Genomic DNA, 20,107 nt, shown 5'->3' with positions numbered 1-20,107 from the left:
AGTTTGAAAAGCGTAAGAAACATATCCCTTAATATGCCTTACGAAGGATGGTCAACTGGAAATTACAAAAGGTGCTGGAATACTACCCTAAATACGTTAGCAAAATCATAAAGTTGGCTCTATGGGGAGCTTAAGTAACAATTGTTGCAAAAGGGAGCCGTTGTTTTTAGTAAGTTTGGGCGCAATGAAGGTAAATCAATACATATCTGTACTACTCCTAACTTTGTTTATGACAAAGTTTCTGGTTGTGGACGCAAAGGTACTTTCCTGGACCATGGAGAGCGATCAGGTAGTGCTTGTTAATCCTTTTTGTAAAAAGAAGAGGGACCAACCCAAGGACTTGGAAACACAAATTACCGAGGCCTCCCTTACCGAAGTCAACTATATGGCAGTACCCTGCTCCACCGTATTTCAAGTGGAAAGTCATCACTGGACGCTTTTGGAGCAAGACCTAGCGTATGCCGTATTTGGATTTAATGTGCCTTTAATGGAAGGTCTCTATCAAGACCAAAATTCACCTCCTCCAAGAATTGCCTAACTAATTTCGCTTGTTCTGGAACCTTATCCAGAACCATCTGCTGGTGTCCTCATTCAGATAACAGACGAGGACCATTTGGCAATCTCTATTTAAAAGCACTTTTATCACATCAAAAAATGAAACAAACGATTAACATTAACCGTCGTTCTGTGCAGATATTGCGCATAGCGGTAAGCGGAATATTCTTATTAGCTGGTCTTAACCACCTTATCCAGACCGAACAAGTTGTAGGACGAATTGCCACGGCGAGTTTAAAAGACTTCGCTTATTTCTTTGGCGACCCTACCCTTTTGGTAATATTATCTGGAATTGTAATGCTAGTTGCCGGAATCGCTTTCCTAATTGGCTATAAAACTAAGTGGGCCGCATGGATCCTTATCGCGGTTTTAATTCCTATTACAATTACTATTCAAATAGGACAAGCCACTACCTTGGGCCCCTTATTTAAAAACGTAGCGATCTTTGGGGGCTTACTGTTTTTTGTACTTAACGACACCGAAAACGAATCAAAAAAACTTAGCTCATGAAAGTAAAATCCTTATTAATATTAGCTGGGGCACTCCTATTGCTACCCCTTAAGAGTATGGCTCAAGACCCCAAACAGCCCGCAAACTATGCTGCACTGGTTAAAAATGAACGTTCCCTGATAGGGGCCATAGAAACTGCAGAGGAACTTCTGATAGACAACCCAAAAAGTTTTGGTGAGTTTCAGATTGTTTTCTGCGGGAAATCCATACCCCAAAATACGGATACCAAAATCATGGATCCCATTTTAAAGCGGATAAGCAACCAGCCCATTTCGGTAGTTGCCTGCGGATTTTCTCTTAATAAATTTAAGGTAGACCAAAGTGGGATTCCGCGAGATATTGACATCGTAGAGAACGGGATTTTATACCTTTTCCAGCTTTTAAAGAAAGACTATATTAACTTAGACCTATAAATATTAATTGTAAAATTCCCCATAGCCATGTGCTATGGATAAATAAATAAAATCTGATGAAAACAACATTCTTAAAAACCCTATTAGTACTCTTTACCGTGGTTATTGGTGGCAATCTTAATGCTCAAGACAAGAAAGTGAACCACTATGCAGTTATGACAACAAAAATTCAACAACTAAAACCCATTACCTTAGCCGCAGCTTCCTTGTTGGAGGAAGACGAGGATTCCTTTGGGAGTTTTAGCACTATTATATATGGTAAAGAAGTGGAGGCCTTAACGGATAAAAAAATCATGAAGCCTTACCTAAAAGAAGCAAAAAAAGCAAAGGTAAGTTTGGTAGTTTGTAAAATGGCATTAGATCACTACAAGGTATCTGTAAAAGATATCCCAAAAGAATTTAAAGTAGTTCCCAACGCATTTACCCACTACCTACAACTTCAAAAAAAGGGAGTTATGGGCTTAAGCCTCTAGCTAATTACAATTAGTATCTAAAAGAAAAACATGAAAAAAAAGATAAAAAAAGAATTATGGCAATGGGCCGGAATAATAGCGGTACTCCTTATTCTGTATACCACAGGACTACACACAGAGGTAATAGGCTTTGCCCAAAGAGGGATTTTGGCAACGGGACTAATGAATCCCGATGTAGATAAGACGGAGTTGGCGCTGAAAGACGGTTCCAATCCGCGGGCCGACTTTAATCTAAATTTAATTGATAGCAAAGGTGCCCAGGTATCTATGGAAGCGTTAAGAGGGAAAGCTATATTCTTCAATATTTGGGCCACTTGGTGCCCTCCATGTATTGCCGAAATGCCTAGCATCAATAAATTATACAACGAAATAAAGGACGAAAATATAGCTTTTATTATGTTGTCCGTAGATGATAGCTTTGAGAAAGCAATAGCATTTAGCGAAAGGAAGGGGTACGATTTTGAGATTTATACACCCAATGGCCCACTTCCAGCAATGTATCAATCTAGAAGTATTCCCACTACCTACGTGATTGATGCCGATGGAAATATAGTGATGACCCATAGAGGTATGGGCAATTACGGCACCAAAAAATTCATCGAATTTATGCGGAGCATATAATAGGTTTCCTCCTATTATAAAGGGAGCTCCTCTGAAGGGGCTCCCTTTATATTTCTACTGTGGTCCCGTCCTGAAATAGTGATATACTAAAACCTTAGTGTAATGAAAACATCAGTAAACAATGGCCCTACCCAACGTATCCAAAACAAGTAAATAAATAGTGTGATGTGTTTAAAAGTACCTTAGCGTAAGACAATACCCTATGCTATTGCTTTAGTGAGACGGCACCTTGGACGGCCCGTTTTCTGGCAAACAATTGTTTTTGGTAAAAGGTAATCCGTATACCGAACAACAAAAAGAAACCACCAATGACCATCTGCAAAGAAATAGATTCGTCCAAAAACAACCAAGCCAAAAGGGAAGCTATAACTGCCTGTCCCAAAAGACTTACAGACACCCTAGTGGCGCGCATATGTTTTGTGGCGTAACTAATGAGCAACCAAGCCAACAACTGGCAGACTACCCCTTGCACCACCAACACCAACCAACCAGCATTAGTAAAACCTGTGAAAGGCTCTCCAAGAAAATAACTTACAATACCCAATCCTATGGAGGAGGAGATTAAATTTATAGTTAGGAAACTTACTACATCTACTTCATTTAGGACTTTTTTACTCAATAACATATATACTGAATATAGCATCCCGGATAAGATGGCAAGACAGAATGCCAAATCAAAGTCGAGATTAACAAAAGTGCTGAAACCCACCAGTAATACCATACCAAAAATAGCGACCACAGTACCAATCCAAAAATTGGTGGTGGGCTTATCCTTTAGAAAGAAAAACGCCCCTATACCAACCCATACTGGAGACAAATTGGTGAGCAGGGTAGCCTGCGTAGCGGTAGATTCCTGTATGGCAACATTCCAAACCGCCACATCGGCCCCAAAAACCAAGCCGCATAACACGGTGGGAAGCAAAAACTTCATGGAAGGCACCTTCAGCTTCTTGGTGATTAGTACATAGGGCAATATTAAAGAAGCAGCTATTGCCATTCTATAAAATGCGGAAACCACTCCAGGGGTTAGGTTAAGCTTCACCAAAATTGGGAAAATGGAAATACAGAGTACCCCCATAACCAATGCGAATCGTGCCTTCTTCATTTCTAAAAAATTAATATTTTTAATTGATCATTATATCGATCTAACATCCACCAGCAAAGCCCCTTCCATAACATCCCAACATCCATCATCTTAATTGCTGATATAAAGATCCTTGTATAGTAAAAAGAATCGGCAAAACTACTAAAAATAGATGGTGACATCACCTTCCAAACAATCCAATTATTTGTTAAATATTACCTTCCAGTTTAAGCCTATAGAACACACACTTAATTACAACTCTTAACTACGGATGCGCACTCCAAAATACCTCCATATTTTTATGTAAATTGGTTTTTTAAATGCAAGCCAACCATGAGACCTTTTTTTTTACTCCTCTTCCTAATAACCATACACCCCCTTACAGCTCAACAAACCGACAAAAACCTACAAAACGGTCTAAGGGAGCTAGTTAATAATTTTAAGGGTGAGGTTGGAGTTTACGTTTATCATACCAATAGGAACACCGAAGCCGCTATTAATGCCGATACCATTTTCCCTACCGCAAGCATTGTAAAAGTCCCTATCCTAATTGGGATTTTCGATAAGATAAATAATGGGGAACTCTCACTCAATGATCCTTTGGTCTACGATGCAAAACGGGCCTATGGCGGCGCCGGGTTGATGCAGTTTTATAAGGATAGCACCCAGACCGATCTGCGGACCCTTGTCTCCTTAATGATTACAATGAGCGATAATACCACCTCCCTTTGGTGCCAAGAATTGGCTGGTGGTGGAGAAAGCATAAACGCATTGATGGATAATTTGGGATTGCAGTATACCCGTGTAAATAGCAGAACCCAAGGAAGGACTAAGGACTGGGAAAAATATGGATGGGGACAGACCACCCCGCGGGAAATGGCTTCTCTATTAATAAAAATACGTAACCGCAACCTAATCAGTGAGGCATCGAGCGATGAAATGTATCGCCTGTTAAGCAATTCCTTTTATACGGATTACTCTCTTTCCCAAATTCCGCCCTTTATCCAGACTGCGGCCAAACAAGGAATGGTAAACCAGTCGCGCTCAGAATTGGTGATGGTGAACGCACCTACGGGCGATTATGTTTTTTATATCGCAACCAAAAACAATAATGATACTTCCTGGGGGTTTAAAAATGAGGCTTGGCAATTGCAACGGAAAATTTCTGCTTATTTATGGAGGTATTATAACCCAACTTCACAGTGGAAACCTGCCGCTGATTTTTCGGAATTACTAGGGAATCTACGGTATTAAGATAGGATTTACATATACATTATACTTGCAAAGCTTTTAATATGCAGTATTCTTGTACATGCCCTTTTAAGGGGAAGCAACTTACCTATTACCCCTCTTGGTTGCCAACACACTAATAACTAGAATCTGAAAAGCATGATAGATCATAAGCGGGAGAAGGATAACTCCCAGCGTTGCCATTTTCCCAAATAAAATCTTAGAGAAAACGGTCCCGTGTACCAAGGATTTTTTGGTGCCACAATACTGGGCCGTAATTTGATCTTCAGTATTAAATCGCAGTTTTTCAGCAACAAAGCCTGTTAATAAATAGGCCAACACAAACAAGCCTAACACTGCAACCCCTATAATCATAAGATCCAATATAGATACTGTACTAAAGATCTGTTCTTCAAAAGACCTTGCAAAACTCTTATAGATAATCAACAAAATAATGGCCTTATCAAAAAGGGCTAATTGGCTACCGTATTTTTGAACCATCCCTCCCAAGAATCGCTGTAAGGAAAGCCCCACTACCACTGGTAATATGATTTGAAAAACGAGTTTGATGTAAATTTCCGTAAACTGGAAACCCGATTGCGCCTCTTGAACAAAGAGCCCCATCCAAATTGGCGTGAGAACTATGCCGATGATTCCCGAAATACTGGCATTGAAAATAGCCGCTGGTACATTCCCCTTGGCCATGGATACCATAACCACGGAAGAGGAAACCGTAGATGGCAAGGCTGCCAAAAAAAAGAAGGCCAACCACAACAATTCCTGTTCTTCTGTTTGCAAAAAGGGTCGAAAGAATAAGACCAACAGCGGAAAGATTAAAAAGGTAGCAGTTTGCACCAACAGATGCAACTTCCAGTTCTTTAGGCCCGACTTTATTTTTTGCGGACTCAATTTAAGTCCATAGAATAAGAAAATTAGAGAAATCCCAATATCACTTATTGTATCCAATGGGATTTCACTTTGTGAGGAGCCCCACTGCGGAAAAAAATATGCAATTCCAACTATAGTGATAATGGAAAGTACAAACTTGTCTATCTTAAATTTCATAAATACACATCACTGGCTAGAGAGGCTATCACACCAATCATTATGGCGCATTATATCCTGTTCGCTCCCCATTAATTTGGTCCTATCACAGTATATAATCTGCAAATTGCGTCCTAGCGTTTATTTGCAAGCAAAGGTAGTGGAAAACAACAAGAATGAGCATCTTATGACCTGGGACGACAATTTCTTACCTATTATAGGCGAAACATTTTTTTCACCTCCTTACAAAAACAGTTTGTACTGCCCTTAAAGCCAACGAAGTCTATATAACTAAAAGCTTTAACATCTAGGATAAGGGTTTATGATATTTTTTAATCCCCGAGCAATTCCGTAATTTCATCGCCCTATTTTAAGGAGGGGTTATTGGTTAAAATAGCTGTTGCTCCCATAATTGAAAAGTTGAATATGATGAACATTATTACTTGGAATGTAAACGGTATAAGGGCCGTGGTTAAAAAAGATTTTTTTGAGTCCATTGCCCAATTGGCCCCAGACGTTCTGTGCTTACAGGAAACCAAAGCCCAGGAGGCCGAGGTGGCAGACGCCTTATCGCCTGTAGAAGGTTATGAATTAAGCGTTAGTTCTGCAGAAAGAAAGGGATATTCTGGAATCGCCATACTCTCTAAGTCTACCCCATTAAGTGAATCCACTGGTATTGGGATAGAAGAGCACGATACGGAAGGTAGGGTACAGTGTGTGGAGTACCCAGATTTTTATTTGGTAAACGTTTATGTTCCCAATTCCGGACAAAAACTTGTCCGTTTGGATTATCGCGAGCAGTGGGATGCAGATTTTCTAGCCTATCTAACTAATTTGGAAAAAACTAAGCCTGTAATTGCATGTGGGGATTTTAATGTAGCCCATAAGGCGATCGATTTAAAGAACGACAAGGCTAACTACAACAAAACTGCGGGGTATACCCAGGTTGAAATTGACGGAATGGACAATTTTATAGCGGCTGGTTTTGTGGATTCGTACCGACTTTTAAACCCAGATACTGAAGCTTATACCTATTGGAGCTATCGGTTTAAGGCGAGGGAACGGAATATTGGATGGAGGTTAGATTATTTTTTGGTCAGCAAATCTCTAAAAGACAAAATTAAATCCGTGAAAATCTATAAAGACATTATGGGGTCGGACCATTGTCCCGTAGGATTGGAACTAGATCTTTAGCCCAAAAAAATGGAACAATGGGGCCAAAGGGCCCCATTTTTCAAGGGAAATCTAAAAAGAATGCCCTCATTTCTTGGCATAGTTAAAAACCATTTTCTTAAACTCTTTAAAGTCCATTGTAAACAGATGGAGCTGCTCCCGCAAATCCATATGTTTTTCAACATATTCTCCCGACGTAATTCCCTTTTCACCTTTTAACAAGTTGGATAAGTGCTTTTCATGGGCTATGATATCCTCCTTCAAATATTGAAAGAGGGATAGGTGTACTTTATCCAAATATTTCAACATCTCCTTTTTTTCTGGGTGCATAGGTTCTCTTTTATCCAGGAGATCGGAGAAAAATCTAGACTCGTCATTCCAAAAATCGATAATATTGAGCCATTCCTTACTTTCTTGATGTAGGATATCCAATCCACTTCCAGGGATGAAATTTTTCATTCCTTTAAAATCTGATGCTGTCATAGTAGTTACTTTAAATAATGATCTTGGTACCTCAGGTAAAAGCTGGACAGTACCCTCAAAAATTTTAATTCACTTAGCAAAAATTACAAGGGCCCTATACCCGGGAATCCCATGGGTCTTCCCCTCCCATTAAAGTTAATTCTAAGGTATGGTCGCCGATTTTAACAAGATAAATTCGCTTAAATTTACCTGATCGATTGCACCGATTAGCTTTTTATCCTCAACTACGGGAAAGAAACCATTCTTTTCCCTGTTGATCATTTCATAAACTTGGGTAAGGCTTGTGGTAGCGTCTACCGTGGTAAAATTCTTTCCCATAATTTCCTTTACCAAAAGAGAGGGAGTACGCGCATGTTTCACTATATCCTTATGGGCAACTATTCCCACTATTTCATCCTGATCCATAACTACAAAATCTTTTTCCGTACCTGCCAAAAGTAGGTCTACCACCTCTTGAACGCTATGAACCGGACTTAAAATGGTTATATTCGTTAGCGTGGCCTCCTTAGCGATATGACCTTTAATTAAGGAAGTCCTTTTCACCATTTGATTCTCTGCGTAGGCCCCGAAAAAAATGAAGAAGGCAATTAAAATAAGGAATGGATTGTAAAAAAGTCCCAGCAATGAAAATACCACTGCCAAGGTCTGTCCTATGCCCGCAGCAATCCTGGTAGCCTCTACCCGTCCCAATCTATAGGACAAAAGGGCCCTAAGTACCCTTCCGCCATCCATAGGGAAAGCTGGAATGAGATTAAATAGCACCAACATTACATTGGCAATAAAAAGGTAAAAGATAAAATTTTGGAGGGAAGGAGTATAGAGCACTTCCGTCATCTCTGTGGCATTTAGGCCGAAGTAATACTTAAAGGGCACGGTAAGAGCTAATAGGAAGGCTATTACCACGTTAACGGCCGGACCCGCAAGTGCCACTAGCAATTCTTGTCCTGGTTTTTCGGGCATTTTCTCTAGACTGGCCACTCCCCCAATGGGCAGTAACATAATTTTTTTGGTCTCTATATTGAATTTCTTTGCGGTGAGCGCATGTCCTAATTCGTGCAGCACCACACATCCGAAAAGCAATAGGATCAGCAATTCATTGAGTAGAATCCTGGTAAGATCGGCACCTGCCTTTACCTCAATTAAGGCGACCCATATCAATAATAAGGAAAACGTCCAATGTACCTCTATCTTAATTCCTGCAACTCTTCCCAAATTTAAAACACCTTTCATGTCAATGCAGTTTTTACCAAGTTATTGCAAAAACCGCTAATCACCAATGATCAATATCATAAATTGTGGGAGCTACAAGAAGTATAAGGAGTAAAAACGAAGTGCAAAGGGAAAGAAAAATAGCCTATAGGCAATAACTAAAGATCCCCATAAAAATTAATTTATGGGGACCTTTATAGTATTAAAATGGTGCTTAAACCTTATAATAACTTATGCGTTCAAAAGTTCTTTCAATTCTTTTGCTGCTTGTGCAGGATCTTCTGCTCCGTAAATAGCTGCACCAGCAACTGCAACAGAAGCACCAGCTTCCTTAACACGGGTGATGCTATCTTTATTAACTCCACCTGCAATAGATACTGGTACTCCAGCTCTCTTAGCTTCGTCAATCAATACTTGGATAGAGTATCCTTCTTCAGCTTGCTCGTCCAAACCAGCGTGTAATTCTACAAACTCTGCACCCAAAGCAATTGCTTCTTTTGCACGTTGAACTCTGTCTTTAACACCGATGGTATCTACAACAACACCTTTACCGTGCTCTTTTGCAGCTTTAACTGCACCAGCAATAGTAGAGTCACCTGTAGTTCCCAAAATGGTAATATAATCTGCACCAGCTCCAAAAGCCATGTTTGCTTCCAATTCACCTGCATCGGCAGTTTTAAAATCGGCCAAAACCAATTTGTCTGGAAAAGCATCTTTCATCTTTCTAACTCCGGCTAATCCTTCACTCTTAATAAGTGGGGTACCCAATTCTATAATATCTACATAAGGAGCCACTTTTGTTGCCAAAGCGATTGCATCCTCTATTTTCAATAAATCGATCGCTACTTGTAATTTTGCCATAATTCTATATTTAATTTTAAAATATTCTACGTTAATTAATTTTTTCTATCTGCAGTTTTCTATTCCATATTTGCGTGACGCTTCCACAATTCCGAAGCGGTACTGCCATCTATATCCCAAAGGGCCTGGATAAGTGCATCGAAGCTTAATAAAAGGGACTGCTCAAAAAGACTACCTGCATATTGTTTAGATACGTCTTCGTCCCGAGCCTGCTTTTGTGCTGCAGGAATCGTAACCGTATAGTCTGCCAATGTTGCCAGGGGAGACGTCGGACTAGTGGTAAAACAAATTACGTTAGCCCCTACATTCTTCGCTACCTCAGCCGCTCTTACAATTCCACTGGTAGTTCCAGAACCTGAGCCGGCGATGAGCAAATCTCCTTCATCGATCGCTGGTGTAGTTGTTTCTCCAACAACAAATACAGTATAACCCAAGTGCATTAGTCTCATGGCCGAAGCTTTCATCATGAGTCCGGTTCTTCCGGCTCCCATCAAGAAAATACGGTTTGCCTTATTGATAGCTGGCATTAATGCAGCAATTTCATCAGATTTTATCTGGGCAGTTAACCTTTGATGCTCGTCCATAATGGTTTGCATTGCCGATGCTACCAATTCTGTCTCTTGTGTTGCTTCTATTGTAGATGTGTTCTCCATAACTTTTTAATGTAAAAGCTTGATTACTATCAAACTGCGGTGCAAAGATAGGAGCTATCATCCTAGGATAATTACACAATTTGATAGTTATATGGTACAATTTGCCCATCAACAATAAACCAATGGTATTATTCACTATTTTTGTGGTACATTTTGGAAACGGCTTCGTTTTTTGTCGATTAAAAGCAAGAAAACCCCGTGTTTTTCCATCATAAAAAACAGTTCTAATGCTCGGTGATAAGGTTTTATATATTAAAAATTTGGGCAATTGCCCCCCTGCTTATTTAAACGATCCTGCCAGAAGGGATTTTTATGAGATAGTTTGGTTGCGCAACGAGGATGCGCTACATGTGCCACAACACGATTTTCAGACCTTAAAAGGAGACTGGATTTATTTGATACCTCCTTATAGAGTACATCAACTCAACAAAGCCGGTAAAAACGGCGTTCTTATATCCTTTAAACAAGATTTATTGGAAGGGGATTTAAAAGAGTTTTTATTGGATGTTTTTAGAATGTTCAATATTCAGGGAGAATTTTCGTGCTTACAGGTAAATGAGGAAACCTCTAAAGGTTTAATGGATGTGTACCAGCTCTTGGAAGAGGAATACAAGAAAGAGACCGTTAGTCTTATTATGCTAAAAGCGCTCTTAAAAGTATTTTTATTAAAATTGATACAGTTAAAGGAAGAGCATTTTACCCTTCAGGATATTAATGAAAAGCGGGTGTACGAGTTTATGCTTTTGCTTGAAATGAATTATCAAGAAGAACGGAACACCGATTTCTATGCTGGTAAATTGGGAATTAGCGCAAAACGCCTTAATCAAATTCTAAAGGAAAAGTTGGATAAAACTGGGGTCCAGATTATCCATGACCGCTTGATTTTGGAAGCTAAACGTCAAATTATTCATAGTGAAAACACCATTAAGGAAATAGCTTATAATCTAAACTTTAAAGACCACTCCTATTTCAGTCGGTTTTTTAAACTGCACGCGGGTGTAACACCGCTCGAATTTCAAAAGAAGGTAAGGGAGCATGTCATCTCCCACGACAATACTTTATATAATTGATTCTTTATTTATTGGAGTGGGATTAATTGGTTAGGTTATAATAATGAATCAAACTTCCCAAAAAGACAACTTATTTTGGCAGCTGACGGGAAATTAGCAACCACTGTGCATCTTACACCTTACCAACACACTACCTATACCCTAATTCAATTATTTCCTGCTTTGAGAAAAGCTTATTTTGGGGCAAATAGCTATCCAACTATTTAAAACGGATAATCCCAGGCTCTTATTTCCCATTTTTACCTAGCTTTTTACCTCCTTAGACTTTATTTACAACCAATCCCAACACAAAACCCGCACCCTAAGCTATTGAGTTAGAAAGAATTGCATATGAAATAACACCACTTAATCTATCCCCCTATCTTTATAGAAATGCCAATCGGTAGGCATATGGTTACCGACTTAAATTCAATATAAATGAACAAGGATATAAAAGAGATTGAGAATAGGATTAATGACATTATTCAAAAAAATGAAGATGCCATTAAGGGATATGAAACAGCCGCAGAAAATACGGAAGAAACGGGCTTGGAAATGTACTTTAGTAATAAAGCGAGGGAGCGCCGCAACTTTTTGGTAGATTTAAAGTCGGCCACCCCTGCTTTGGATACACGCGATAAAATAGAGGGAAGCACTAAAGGCGCCTTACACAGAACTTGGATGGACGTAAAAGCATTCTTTTCTGGGGATGATGCCGAAGCAATGCTAGAGGAGGCCATTAGAGGTGACAAAGCCGCCATTGAGGAATATAATGAAGTACTGGCCGACACCCACATACCCCCAAATGTATCCTCCATAATAAGAGCTCAGAGAGATTGGCTAAAAGAAGATTTGGCTAAAAATAGAACTTTGGAAGATTTAAGGTAAATTATCACTAGACATTAAGAAAAGCCCCAGAATTTGGGGCTTTATTATTTTATAAAAAGAAAAATATCTTAAGACACCCATAGAGCTAGGAGCAAGTAGTTTTATGAAAAGGATCAACGCCTATAGTACAGTATGCTTATCTAGCTGTAGCATTCCCTACTAAAGCAATCTTTTTACCCTTCCTTATGCCAATTAGCTGTTAAATTTTGTTTTACTTTTATTATAAAAACTTAAACAAGTTGTATCTTGTAGCATAGATTTAACAGCCATGGTAAAAAAGAAAACAATTTCAGACACCCAGCTAATCGATAGGTATATGGATTATGTACTGGAACATCATAAAAGCCCAGATTCCGTTTATGCTTTTGCAAAGGAAAATAATATGGAAGAGGCTCAGTTCTACGAATTCTTTGGCTCATTCAAGGCCTTGGAACAACAGATCTTTAAGACCTTTTTTGATAACACTCTTACAGTGTTGAAAAAAAGCGAAGAATTCCAATCTTTTGACGCACGCAATAAGCTCTTGAGTTTTTATTACACTTTCTTTGAAAATTTAACTGCCAACCGAAGCTACGTACAATATGCTTTAAAAAAGCACAAGAACAGTTTAAAAGGGCTATCCCTTCTATCCGAACTAAGAAAAGGTTTTACCGCCTATATTGCAGATTTAGATATTAAAACCCTGGATTTAAAACAGGAAGAGCTAGAAAAATTTCAAAAACGCGCCCTGCAAGAATCGGCTTGGATACAGTTATTGTTGACCTTAAAGTTTTGGATGGACGACACTTCGGCCTCCTTTGAGAAAACAGACATATTTATAGAGAAATCTGTAAATACCAGTTTCGACATTTTAAATATTTCCCCATTAAAGAGTGTAATCGATTTTGGGAAATTTATTTACAAGGAAAAAATACATCCCAACAACTAGCCATACATGAAAACGATAGATCACATCCCCATCTCCAAAATACATCGTGCTTCTAAACTGGTGTCTACCGGTGCCAAGCTTGGTGTTAACTACCTGAAGTATTATGGCGATAAAATTACCAAAACGGAAGTAGAGGCTAGGTCACGCTTAAATGAGAACAACGCCGAGGATATTTATGATAGCCTAAAACAACTTAAGGGCAGTGCGCTAAAGGTGGCCCAAATGCTCAGTATGGAAAAAAGCATTATGCCGCAGGCCTATGTGGAAAAATTTTCCTTGTCTCAATTTTCCGTTCCTCCCTTATCCCCACCTTTGGTATTCAAGATTTTTAAAAGGCATTTTGGTAAACTTCCCAATGAACTATTCGACACTTTTAACCCCAATTCTGTTAATGCCGCTAGTATTGGACAGGTACACGAAGCCAAAAAAAACGGAAAAAATCTCGCTGTTAAGATTCAATATCCCGGCGTTGCAGAAAGTATAGCCTCCGATCTGGCCTTGGTGAAACCAATTGCCATAAAAATGTTCAATATAAAGGGAAAGGACCTGGAAAAGTATTTTAAGGAAGTGGAGGAAAAACTTTTGGAAGAGACCAATTACCTCTTAGAATTAGAGCAGAGCAAGGAAGTTGCCGCCGCATGTTCCAAAATTCCAAACCTTCTTTTTCCAGAGTACTATGAGGCTTGGTCCTCTGAATATATTATTTCGATGGATTATATGGAGGGATTGCACCTATCAGAGTTTACGGCCCTAAATGACGATCAAGAAAAAGCCAATAAATTAGGGCAAGCCCTTTGGGATTTTTATATGTTTCAAATACATCAATTGCGAAAAGTACACGCAGACCCGCATCCCGGTAATTTCCTAGTCTCCCCGAAGGGGGAACTGATTGCCTTGGATTTTGGATGTATGAAAATAATTCCGAATGATTTTTATGTCCCTTATTTTGAGTTGGCTAATCCCAAAAATATCAACAATCGTGAATTTTTTGTCTCAAAATTATACGAATTGGAAATTCTTCGAGTAGATGACACCAAGGAGGAAACGGAATTCTTCACCGAAATGTTCCATGAACTGTTACAACTCTTCACACAACCATTTCACGTAGAGCGATTTGACTTTTCGGATGCGGAGTTTTTTGGAAAAATATCAGCAATGGGGCAACGCTATTCCAAGAATACAGAATTGCGTAAAATGAATGCTAATCGTGGCTCCAAACATTTTATCTATATCAACAGAACCTTTTTCGGCCTTTATAATTTGATGTTCGATTTAAAAGCCAATAATATTGAGATTAATAATTTTCAGCGATTATAGGCACTAACAAGAAAAGGTAGCTGTTGGTAATCCTTTTCAAAAGCAACTTTTAGGATAAGCATAACACCATTTGGTATCTTGCTAAATTGAAAATTTAATCTTTGGCAGCAAGGTGATCCGTATTCCTAGTAATATTAAATCCCGCCTAAAAATAGGCGGGATTTAATATGTATTGGTCTACTATATCCTAGGAAATCCTTAGGATTTATAATGTTCCCTAATTTCCTTTTCTATATCCTCGTCCCATAATCTGGTAAGTAATTCCTTGGCCATATTGTTGTAATAGAGTGCTTTTGCTTCATCCCCATTCTGATGGAATACTTCAGATAATTTATAGATAGCTGGGATGTACATATTATTTATACGCAGACAAAGTTTAAACTCGCGAATAGCATCTTTAGGCCTTCCTTTTTCGGCCATAATCATCCCCTTTTTAAAGTGTGTTTCAATTTCCTTCACATCATTATCAAATCTAGAGTAGAGTATGCTTTTAGATTTTGTAGTGATAAAAGAACAGGGTAATTCCCGGGTTACCTTACTGGTAACGCTCCCCATAAGTACACGCTTTAGACCGGAACGTCCCGTAGTCCCCATAATCAGCAGATCGTGCTTGTGTTTTTTCACCATATTCACAATGGTTAGAGGAACACTTCCTGCCTGAAGATCTATCTTATGATCTACACCGGTAAAGTCAAAATCCTTTAAGAATTTTTTCATGTCCTTTTCCAGATGTTTCATTCGGCGTGTATTTTCCTCTTCCAAGTCTTCTAACTGGTACCTAGGAGAAAGATTTAGCACAGGCTCTACAACTCCCAACACCCTTAGTGATGCCTTAAAATCTTGCGCCAAAGAAATAGCATTGTTGAGTGCACTTCTAGAAGGTTCCGAAAAGTCTACCGGACAAAGTATATTGGTTACTTTAGACTTCCCCTTGGTAGATACCACCCATACCGGTATAGGTGAATATCGCATTAACTTTTCGGCACTATCTCCCAATTTATGTCGTTGCCCCTGTAGTTTTCGACCCGATCCTGCAACAATCAAATTTACATCTTGGAAGGAAGCTACCTTTAAAATATTATCTATCAATTTACCGTGCTTAATAATAGGGTCTTTGGTTATAATACGCGCTTCTATAAGGGTATCATTCACCTTGTTTAAGGACTCCATCACACTATCTAACAACATCTTTCGCATACTAATGCTTCCACTACCCGCTTCTTCAGACAGAACATGGGTAATAATTACTTCGGAATTATATACCCGGGCAATATTGATAGCCGCATCTATTTGATTATCATAATCGCCATTTATATCTATAGGAACCAGAATTTTTTCGAGTTGCTTCATGTTTTTAACTTTTGTAGGAATTAAACCTAAATTTAACAAATGATATTATTAAACCTAAGATATTTGTGAAATATCTTAGACGCCCATTATAATTTATTATAGGTTTTTAGAGATTGATTATTCATCCCTAGAATATGATTTCTCGAAAATTTCCGTCATTTACCTCAGGGCAGGCCCGCCTGAGCAGATCGGGCAGGCACTTAAAGCGTACTTAGTAAGTAATGGAAGAATGGATCAATTATTTTTCATCACCCATCTATTAATAGCATTGTGTTCACCCGACAGTACCACCTTATAGAAATTGGAGGGCCATTGCGATTGGTCTATGGTCGCTTTTCCCAAATCAATAGCTACCGTAGCTGCCAAGGTATATGCATCGGTCCCCCCACTTGCAAAATTATTGGTAGTAGTAATCCAAATATCCAGAGTTCCTTCTAATTGGTAGGCATCCCATGTTAGGACTAGCTCCTTATTGTTGAGCATAGCTTTGGCGTTGGCCAAAGAAATTTCCGTGCTAAGAGGCACCCCATCCATTTCCCATAATTGCTCTTTGTTTGGTTGAATGTCCAGAGTGTGTAAAATGGTAGGAACAATATCTACCAATCCCACTTGCCCCTCTTTATAATAGTCATTAAGCTCCTTCTCATTGGTCACGATCCATATACTACGTTCCCGATCCGATTGCCCTCCATGGCCTTTCCCATCCTTTGGATTGCGGCCATGGTCTGTGGTAATCCAAAGCTGCCACTTTTCATTAAAGTTCTCAGTTCTATAATGTATCGCTTCCCATAATTTTCCCATCTGAAGATCCATGGTTTTTACCGCCATATAAAATGGTTCACTATCCCCATACCTATGGCCCATATCGTCCGTGTATTGCAAGTATACCCAAGAAAGGTCTGGGGCGCTCTCCTTTATTACCTTCGCTGCCTGATCCACAACATGCTCATCTATCTTGTGTATATGAAGGGAATTGTCCTCATGGGGGAATCTAATAGTATCATTTTCAAATCCATCAAAATGATAGTCCAGCTTTATGTTTCCGTTTGTGGCAAGCATCTCCCCTACCAATTTGGTTCGGTTATCTAACCAGGTAGAGAAGATGGCCGTTGTTAATTGGGGCCTATATTCCCTCACCATTCTAAAAATGTTCCAATAATTGTAATTGGGATCTTCAATACCATTTCCCCATACATTGTGTTTATTGGCCCAAGTACCCGTTAGTAAGCTATTATAGCCTACAGCGGAAATAGTAGGACTTTGGGAATATCCTCCCTTTTCCCCACCTACATAAGCCCGCGCATACCCATTCTCGCCCGCAATTAAATCTAAATGGGGTGTATCAATTTTCTCTAGTACGTCGGACGAGATGCCATCGGCGATTACAAACAACACCTTGGTATTGGGCCCTTGGGAAATAACAATTAAACTTGTTAGGAAAGTGATTATTAATGCTAGCAGGGTTCTATGGGACATCATTATTATTTTTTAAGCAATTACAAAAGTCCAAGTTGTAAAACTCTTACTCCAAGGAAGCGCTATGGCAGGCCAACCTTTATAAAACTCTCTGAGTTGGAAAGATACCATGCTTCTAACGCACCTTTTTTTTGCAATATAGGCTTTTTCAGTTCTTTAATAGTTCCAAGTCTGTGGTAGTTGGATGGTGCTTATTCCGCCTACATCATTCTACAATTACTCGTACCCAACCCGCTTCGGGAAGTTCATAGCGGTCTAGTTTCATTACTTTTTTCTCTCCATCAAAATACCGGTATACCAAATAAACACAGGCATCCGTACTTTCAATGTAGAACAGCCCCAATCTCTTGGGAAAAGGGAGTCGCATCTGCTCACATTCCTTGGTTAATTGATGCGCCCCTATTTCTATAAGAAGACGCTTTATAGCATAGCGATCGTGATTTCGATATACAATATTCTTCATTATTTTGGATAAAATCCCTTTTTATGGATTATATCCAAAATTAATCATTTTATAGATAGGGAGTAGCTTGAAAAAAGTTAAATTCTCCTCTTGTAGAAAAGAAGTAGCACCGTTCATGGCTTAATAGCCATCTATGTAATCCTCCTTATGACATCAAAATTATTACTGCGGATAAATAACCATTTTACTAGCGCTTGGAAAATACCTTTCCAATTTAGCTGGCACCCCATCCAACAAGCCAAAATGGGAGATATGAGCTCTCCTAGCCGACACCATTATTATAAGATCATCATCCGAAATTTTCCTAGAAAGAATTAGGAAATCTACCCATTCATTAAAGTAATTGTAGTTAATAGACAGGGGTACCTTTTTCTCTTTCGCAAATCGCAGAATGGCCTTATAGGTTTCTTCATTACAATTTAGGTTGATGGGGATGGATAACTCCACGGATAATTTTGCCAGTTTATTGACCCAGATAGCAAAACCTTCTTCCAATTCTGCATTGGGCGGAACAATTACAAATATTCTTTTATGGTTAGTCAATGGAATCTCGAAATTACAGATAAACAGGGTTTTATCGGTATTTTCCAAAATACTCTCCATTTTATCCCCAATCAATTTATCTAAAAATCCGGTTTTTTGCGGCCACCCCAATAAAATTATATCGGCCATAATCTCCTTGGCTGTCCTAGAAATTCCGCTAGCGGCATTATGGTCTATAGTGGCCTTAACTATAGCCTGTGTATCCGAAGCCGTAGTTTCACTTAAAAACCTTTCTAGGCCTTGTTTGGCTTTGATAATTGACTTTTCTGCCTCATCCGTATTTGGGACAACCGTTAGGATAGCGAGCGGATTAACCGATTTCTTTTCCTTTATCAAAACAGCAAAATCCAAGACCTTATCAATATTAATCAGATTGGCGATCGGGATAAGAATGTATTCGTTATTTGGGCCATAAGGCAGGTGAACCTCTTCATCTTCATCTGCGTTTTTGATGATCATTTTAGCAGCGCTTTCCGTGGCGAAGGAAGCAATAATACAGGTTACGAGAATTAACACCACAGTTCCGTTCAAAATATTATCATCCAAAATTCCTGCATTATATCCTACTAGGATTACTGCCAGGGTAGCAGCAGCGTGGGCACTACTTAGACCAAAGATCAACTTCCGTTGTCCCTTGGAGAATTTAAAGATTTTCTGGGTAAAAAAAGCTGCTGTCCATTTACCAAAAATCGCAACAACGGTTAAGGTTCCCGCAATAACCAGTGCCATGGGACCACTTAGTATAACGCTAACATCCACAATCATCCCTACACTAATAAGGAAAAAGGGAATAAAGAGCGAATTCCCAATAAATTCTATTCGGTTCATGAGGGCAGAAGAATGGGGAATTAACTTATTTAGTGCCAGACCGGCAACGAAGGCCCCAATGATAGATTCCAATCCGGCAATTTCAGCTAGAAATGCTGAGAAGAACACTACGGAAAGCACAAAGATATAGTGGGAATGCCTTTCACTCTCCAAGCTCCTAAAAAACCACTTTGCAATTCGCGGGATTACTAGGAACATAAAGGCAGAAAACAACACCAAGGATATGGCAAGTCGGATCCAAAACTCTTGGGTTAGTCCGCCTTGGTGGGCTCCCAAAATTACGGCCAACAAAATAAGTACCGCCGTATCGGTTAATATGGTACCCCCTACTGTTATCGCTACGGCTATGTTTTTTGATACGCCCAACCGACTCACAATGGGATAGGTTACCAGGGTATGGGTTGCAAACATACTGGAGGTAAGCAAACTTGCGTTAACATCAAACCCCAATAAATAATGACATACAGGAAAGCCTATGGCGATAGGAATGGTAAAGGTTAGTATCCCAAACAATACACTTTTATTTCTTGTTACCTTAAACTCATTTAAATCCAACTCCAATCCCGCTATAAACATAATATAGAGTAGGCCTATGGTAGAAAACACGTCCACAAAAAGACTTTTCTCCAAAATATTTAATCCGGCAGGACCAATGATGATTCCCGAAATGATGAGTCCGATTATACCTGGTATCCTAATTCTTTGGAGTATTACCGGGGCCAAAAGGATAATTAAGAGAATTAAAGAGAAGATTAAAATAGGGCTTCTTAAGGGTAGTTGAAACTCTTCTATAACATGATCAATAATGACATCCATGGTGCAGGGTTCGGTAAAAGGTTAAACAGTAAGAATCGGCTTGCCGAATTTTTCAATTCGCTAAAATAAGAATTGCTAACACCGATTGTCTATCAGTAAAGTTAATTTTGCACAGGCACCACCAATTCCTGCTAAAACCA

At 39.2% G+C, this 20,107-nt stretch carries 21 protein-coding genes; 11 read left to right on the top strand and 10 right to left on the bottom strand.

The genetic code is table 11. The features are described 5' to 3' along the window. The first annotated feature begins 229 nt into the window (after nucleotides 1-229). The 5 genes from F1E73_RS04215 (at nucleotide 230) to F1E73_RS04195 (ending at nucleotide 2,572) form a co-directional block, all read left to right on the top strand. Nucleotides 230-538 carry a hypothetical protein gene (locus tag F1E73_RS04215; RefSeq protein WP_150451182.1) on the top strand — a complete coding sequence of 103 codons (309 nt, stop codon included), beginning with the start codon at nucleotides 230-232 and terminating at the stop codon, nucleotides 536-538. 116 nt (nucleotides 539-654) lie between these two features. Next, nucleotides 655-1,065, top strand: a complete 411-nt coding sequence (locus tag F1E73_RS04210; RefSeq protein ID WP_150451181.1) for a DoxX family protein — start codon at nucleotides 655-657, stop codon at nucleotides 1,063-1,065. After that, nucleotides 1,062-1,478, top strand: a complete 417-nt coding sequence (locus tag F1E73_RS04205) for a sulfur reduction protein DsrE (RefSeq protein WP_150451180.1) — start codon at nucleotides 1,062-1,064, stop codon at nucleotides 1,476-1,478. Before F1E73_RS04210 ends, F1E73_RS04205 begins: the two co-directional genes overlap by 4 nt. Before the next feature lie 56 nt (nucleotides 1,479-1,534). Further along, on the top strand, nucleotides 1,535-1,951 hold the full coding sequence (locus tag F1E73_RS04200; protein ID WP_150451179.1) for a DsrE family protein: 417 nt from the start codon (nucleotides 1,535-1,537) through the stop codon (nucleotides 1,949-1,951). Between the two features lie 30 nt (nucleotides 1,952-1,981). Beyond that, nucleotides 1,982-2,572, top strand: a complete 591-nt coding sequence (locus F1E73_RS04195; RefSeq protein ID WP_150451178.1) for a TlpA family protein disulfide reductase — start codon at nucleotides 1,982-1,984, stop codon at nucleotides 2,570-2,572. A 205-nt stretch (nucleotides 2,573-2,777) separates the two neighbouring features. Here the strand turns inward: F1E73_RS04195 and F1E73_RS04190 are convergent, their stop codons facing one another. Then, entirely contained in the window at nucleotides 2,778-3,677 is a 900-nt protein-coding gene (locus F1E73_RS04190; RefSeq protein WP_150451177.1) for a DMT family transporter, read from the bottom strand. Nucleotides 3,678-3,989: 312 nt separating this feature from the next. On the opposite strand from F1E73_RS04190, the gene F1E73_RS04185 reads away from it, so the two are divergent. Beyond that, nucleotides 3,990-4,910 carry a serine hydrolase gene (locus F1E73_RS04185; RefSeq protein WP_150451176.1) on the top strand — a complete coding sequence of 307 codons (921 nt, stop codon included), beginning with the start codon at nucleotides 3,990-3,992 and terminating at the stop codon, nucleotides 4,908-4,910. An 81-nt stretch (nucleotides 4,911-4,991) separates the two neighbouring features. On the opposite strand, the gene F1E73_RS04180 is transcribed toward F1E73_RS04185, so the two are convergent. Further along, nucleotides 4,992-5,951 carry a bile acid:sodium symporter family protein gene (locus F1E73_RS04180; RefSeq protein ID WP_086477839.1) on the bottom strand — a complete coding sequence of 320 codons (960 nt, stop codon included), beginning with the start codon at nucleotides 5,949-5,951 and terminating at the stop codon, nucleotides 4,992-4,994. Between the two features lie 405 nt (nucleotides 5,952-6,356). Between F1E73_RS04180 and F1E73_RS04175 the strand changes: the two genes are divergently transcribed. Continuing rightward, the gene (locus tag F1E73_RS04175) at nucleotides 6,357-7,124 is read left to right on the top strand and encodes an exodeoxyribonuclease III (RefSeq protein WP_317045184.1); all 768 of its coding nucleotides are present in this window, start codon (nucleotides 6,357-6,359) and stop codon (nucleotides 7,122-7,124) included. Nucleotides 7,125-7,190: 66 nt separating this feature from the next. On the opposite strand, the gene F1E73_RS04170 is transcribed toward F1E73_RS04175, so the two are convergent. The 4 genes from F1E73_RS04170 to hxlB all read right to left on the bottom strand — a co-directional run bounded on the left by F1E73_RS04170 (nucleotide 7,191) and on the right by hxlB (nucleotide 10,309). Continuing rightward, a complete protein-coding gene (locus F1E73_RS04170) occupies nucleotides 7,191-7,586 on the bottom strand; it encodes a hypothetical protein (RefSeq protein WP_150451175.1) in 396 nt (131 codons plus the stop codon). A gap of 141 nt (nucleotides 7,587-7,727) precedes the next feature. Next, a complete protein-coding gene (locus F1E73_RS04165; protein WP_150451174.1) occupies nucleotides 7,728-8,816 on the bottom strand; it encodes a site-2 protease family protein in 1,089 nt (362 codons plus the stop codon). 210 nt (nucleotides 8,817-9,026) lie between these two features. Beyond that, nucleotides 9,027-9,656, bottom strand: coding sequence for a 3-hexulose-6-phosphate synthase (hxlA, locus tag F1E73_RS04160; RefSeq protein ID WP_086477835.1), 630 nt, complete (start codon nucleotides 9,654-9,656; stop codon nucleotides 9,027-9,029). Nucleotides 9,657-9,715: 59 nt separating this feature from the next. Beyond that, on the bottom strand, nucleotides 9,716-10,309 hold the full coding sequence (hxlB, locus tag F1E73_RS04155) for a 6-phospho-3-hexuloisomerase (protein WP_150451173.1): 594 nt from the start codon (nucleotides 10,307-10,309) through the stop codon (nucleotides 9,716-9,718). 227 nt (nucleotides 10,310-10,536) lie between these two features. On the opposite strand from hxlB, the gene F1E73_RS04150 reads away from it, so the two are divergent. The 4 genes from F1E73_RS04150 (at nucleotide 10,537) to F1E73_RS04135 (ending at nucleotide 14,491) form a co-directional block, all read left to right on the top strand. Then, nucleotides 10,537-11,379, top strand: coding sequence for a helix-turn-helix domain-containing protein (locus F1E73_RS04150; protein WP_150451172.1), 843 nt, complete (start codon nucleotides 10,537-10,539; stop codon nucleotides 11,377-11,379). Between the two features lie 417 nt (nucleotides 11,380-11,796). Next, nucleotides 11,797-12,246 carry a ferritin-like domain-containing protein gene (locus tag F1E73_RS04145; RefSeq protein ID WP_150451171.1) on the top strand — a complete coding sequence of 150 codons (450 nt, stop codon included), beginning with the start codon at nucleotides 11,797-11,799 and terminating at the stop codon, nucleotides 12,244-12,246. Nucleotides 12,247-12,514: 268 nt separating this feature from the next. Next, complete coding sequence (locus F1E73_RS04140; RefSeq protein WP_086477831.1) at nucleotides 12,515-13,174, top strand: TetR family transcriptional regulator C-terminal domain-containing protein; 660 nt, start codon at nucleotides 12,515-12,517, stop codon at nucleotides 13,172-13,174. A gap of 6 nt (nucleotides 13,175-13,180) precedes the next feature. Continuing rightward, nucleotides 13,181-14,491, top strand: coding sequence for an ABC1 kinase family protein (locus tag F1E73_RS04135; RefSeq protein ID WP_086477830.1), 1,311 nt, complete (start codon nucleotides 13,181-13,183; stop codon nucleotides 14,489-14,491). 198 nt (nucleotides 14,492-14,689) lie between these two features. Here F1E73_RS04135 and F1E73_RS04130 read toward each other — a convergent pair whose 3' ends face one another. From F1E73_RS04130 to F1E73_RS04115, 4 genes are all read right to left on the bottom strand, one after another. Continuing rightward, a complete protein-coding gene (locus F1E73_RS04130; RefSeq protein WP_086477829.1) occupies nucleotides 14,690-15,841 on the bottom strand; it encodes a universal stress protein in 1,152 nt (383 codons plus the stop codon). A 234-nt stretch (nucleotides 15,842-16,075) separates the two neighbouring features. Continuing rightward, complete coding sequence (locus tag F1E73_RS04125) at nucleotides 16,076-17,320, bottom strand: alkaline phosphatase family protein (RefSeq protein ID WP_223883349.1); 1,245 nt, start codon at nucleotides 17,318-17,320, stop codon at nucleotides 16,076-16,078. A gap of 202 nt (nucleotides 17,321-17,522) precedes the next feature. Next, nucleotides 17,523-17,780, bottom strand: a complete 258-nt coding sequence (locus tag F1E73_RS04120) for a hypothetical protein (RefSeq protein ID WP_086477827.1) — start codon at nucleotides 17,778-17,780, stop codon at nucleotides 17,523-17,525. A gap of 162 nt (nucleotides 17,781-17,942) precedes the next feature. Next, nucleotides 17,943-19,967, bottom strand: coding sequence for a cation:proton antiporter (locus F1E73_RS04115; protein WP_150451170.1), 2,025 nt, complete (start codon nucleotides 19,965-19,967; stop codon nucleotides 17,943-17,945). Nucleotides 19,968-20,107 lie beyond the last annotated feature (140 nt).

The organism is Arenibacter lacus (assembly GCF_008711145.1).
GTDB lineage: Bacteria > Bacteroidota > Bacteroidia > Flavobacteriales > Flavobacteriaceae > Arenibacter > Arenibacter amylolyticus.
The sequence above is the reverse complement of the archived record's forward strand: the minus strand, read 5'-3'. Positions and strand labels throughout refer to the sequence as shown.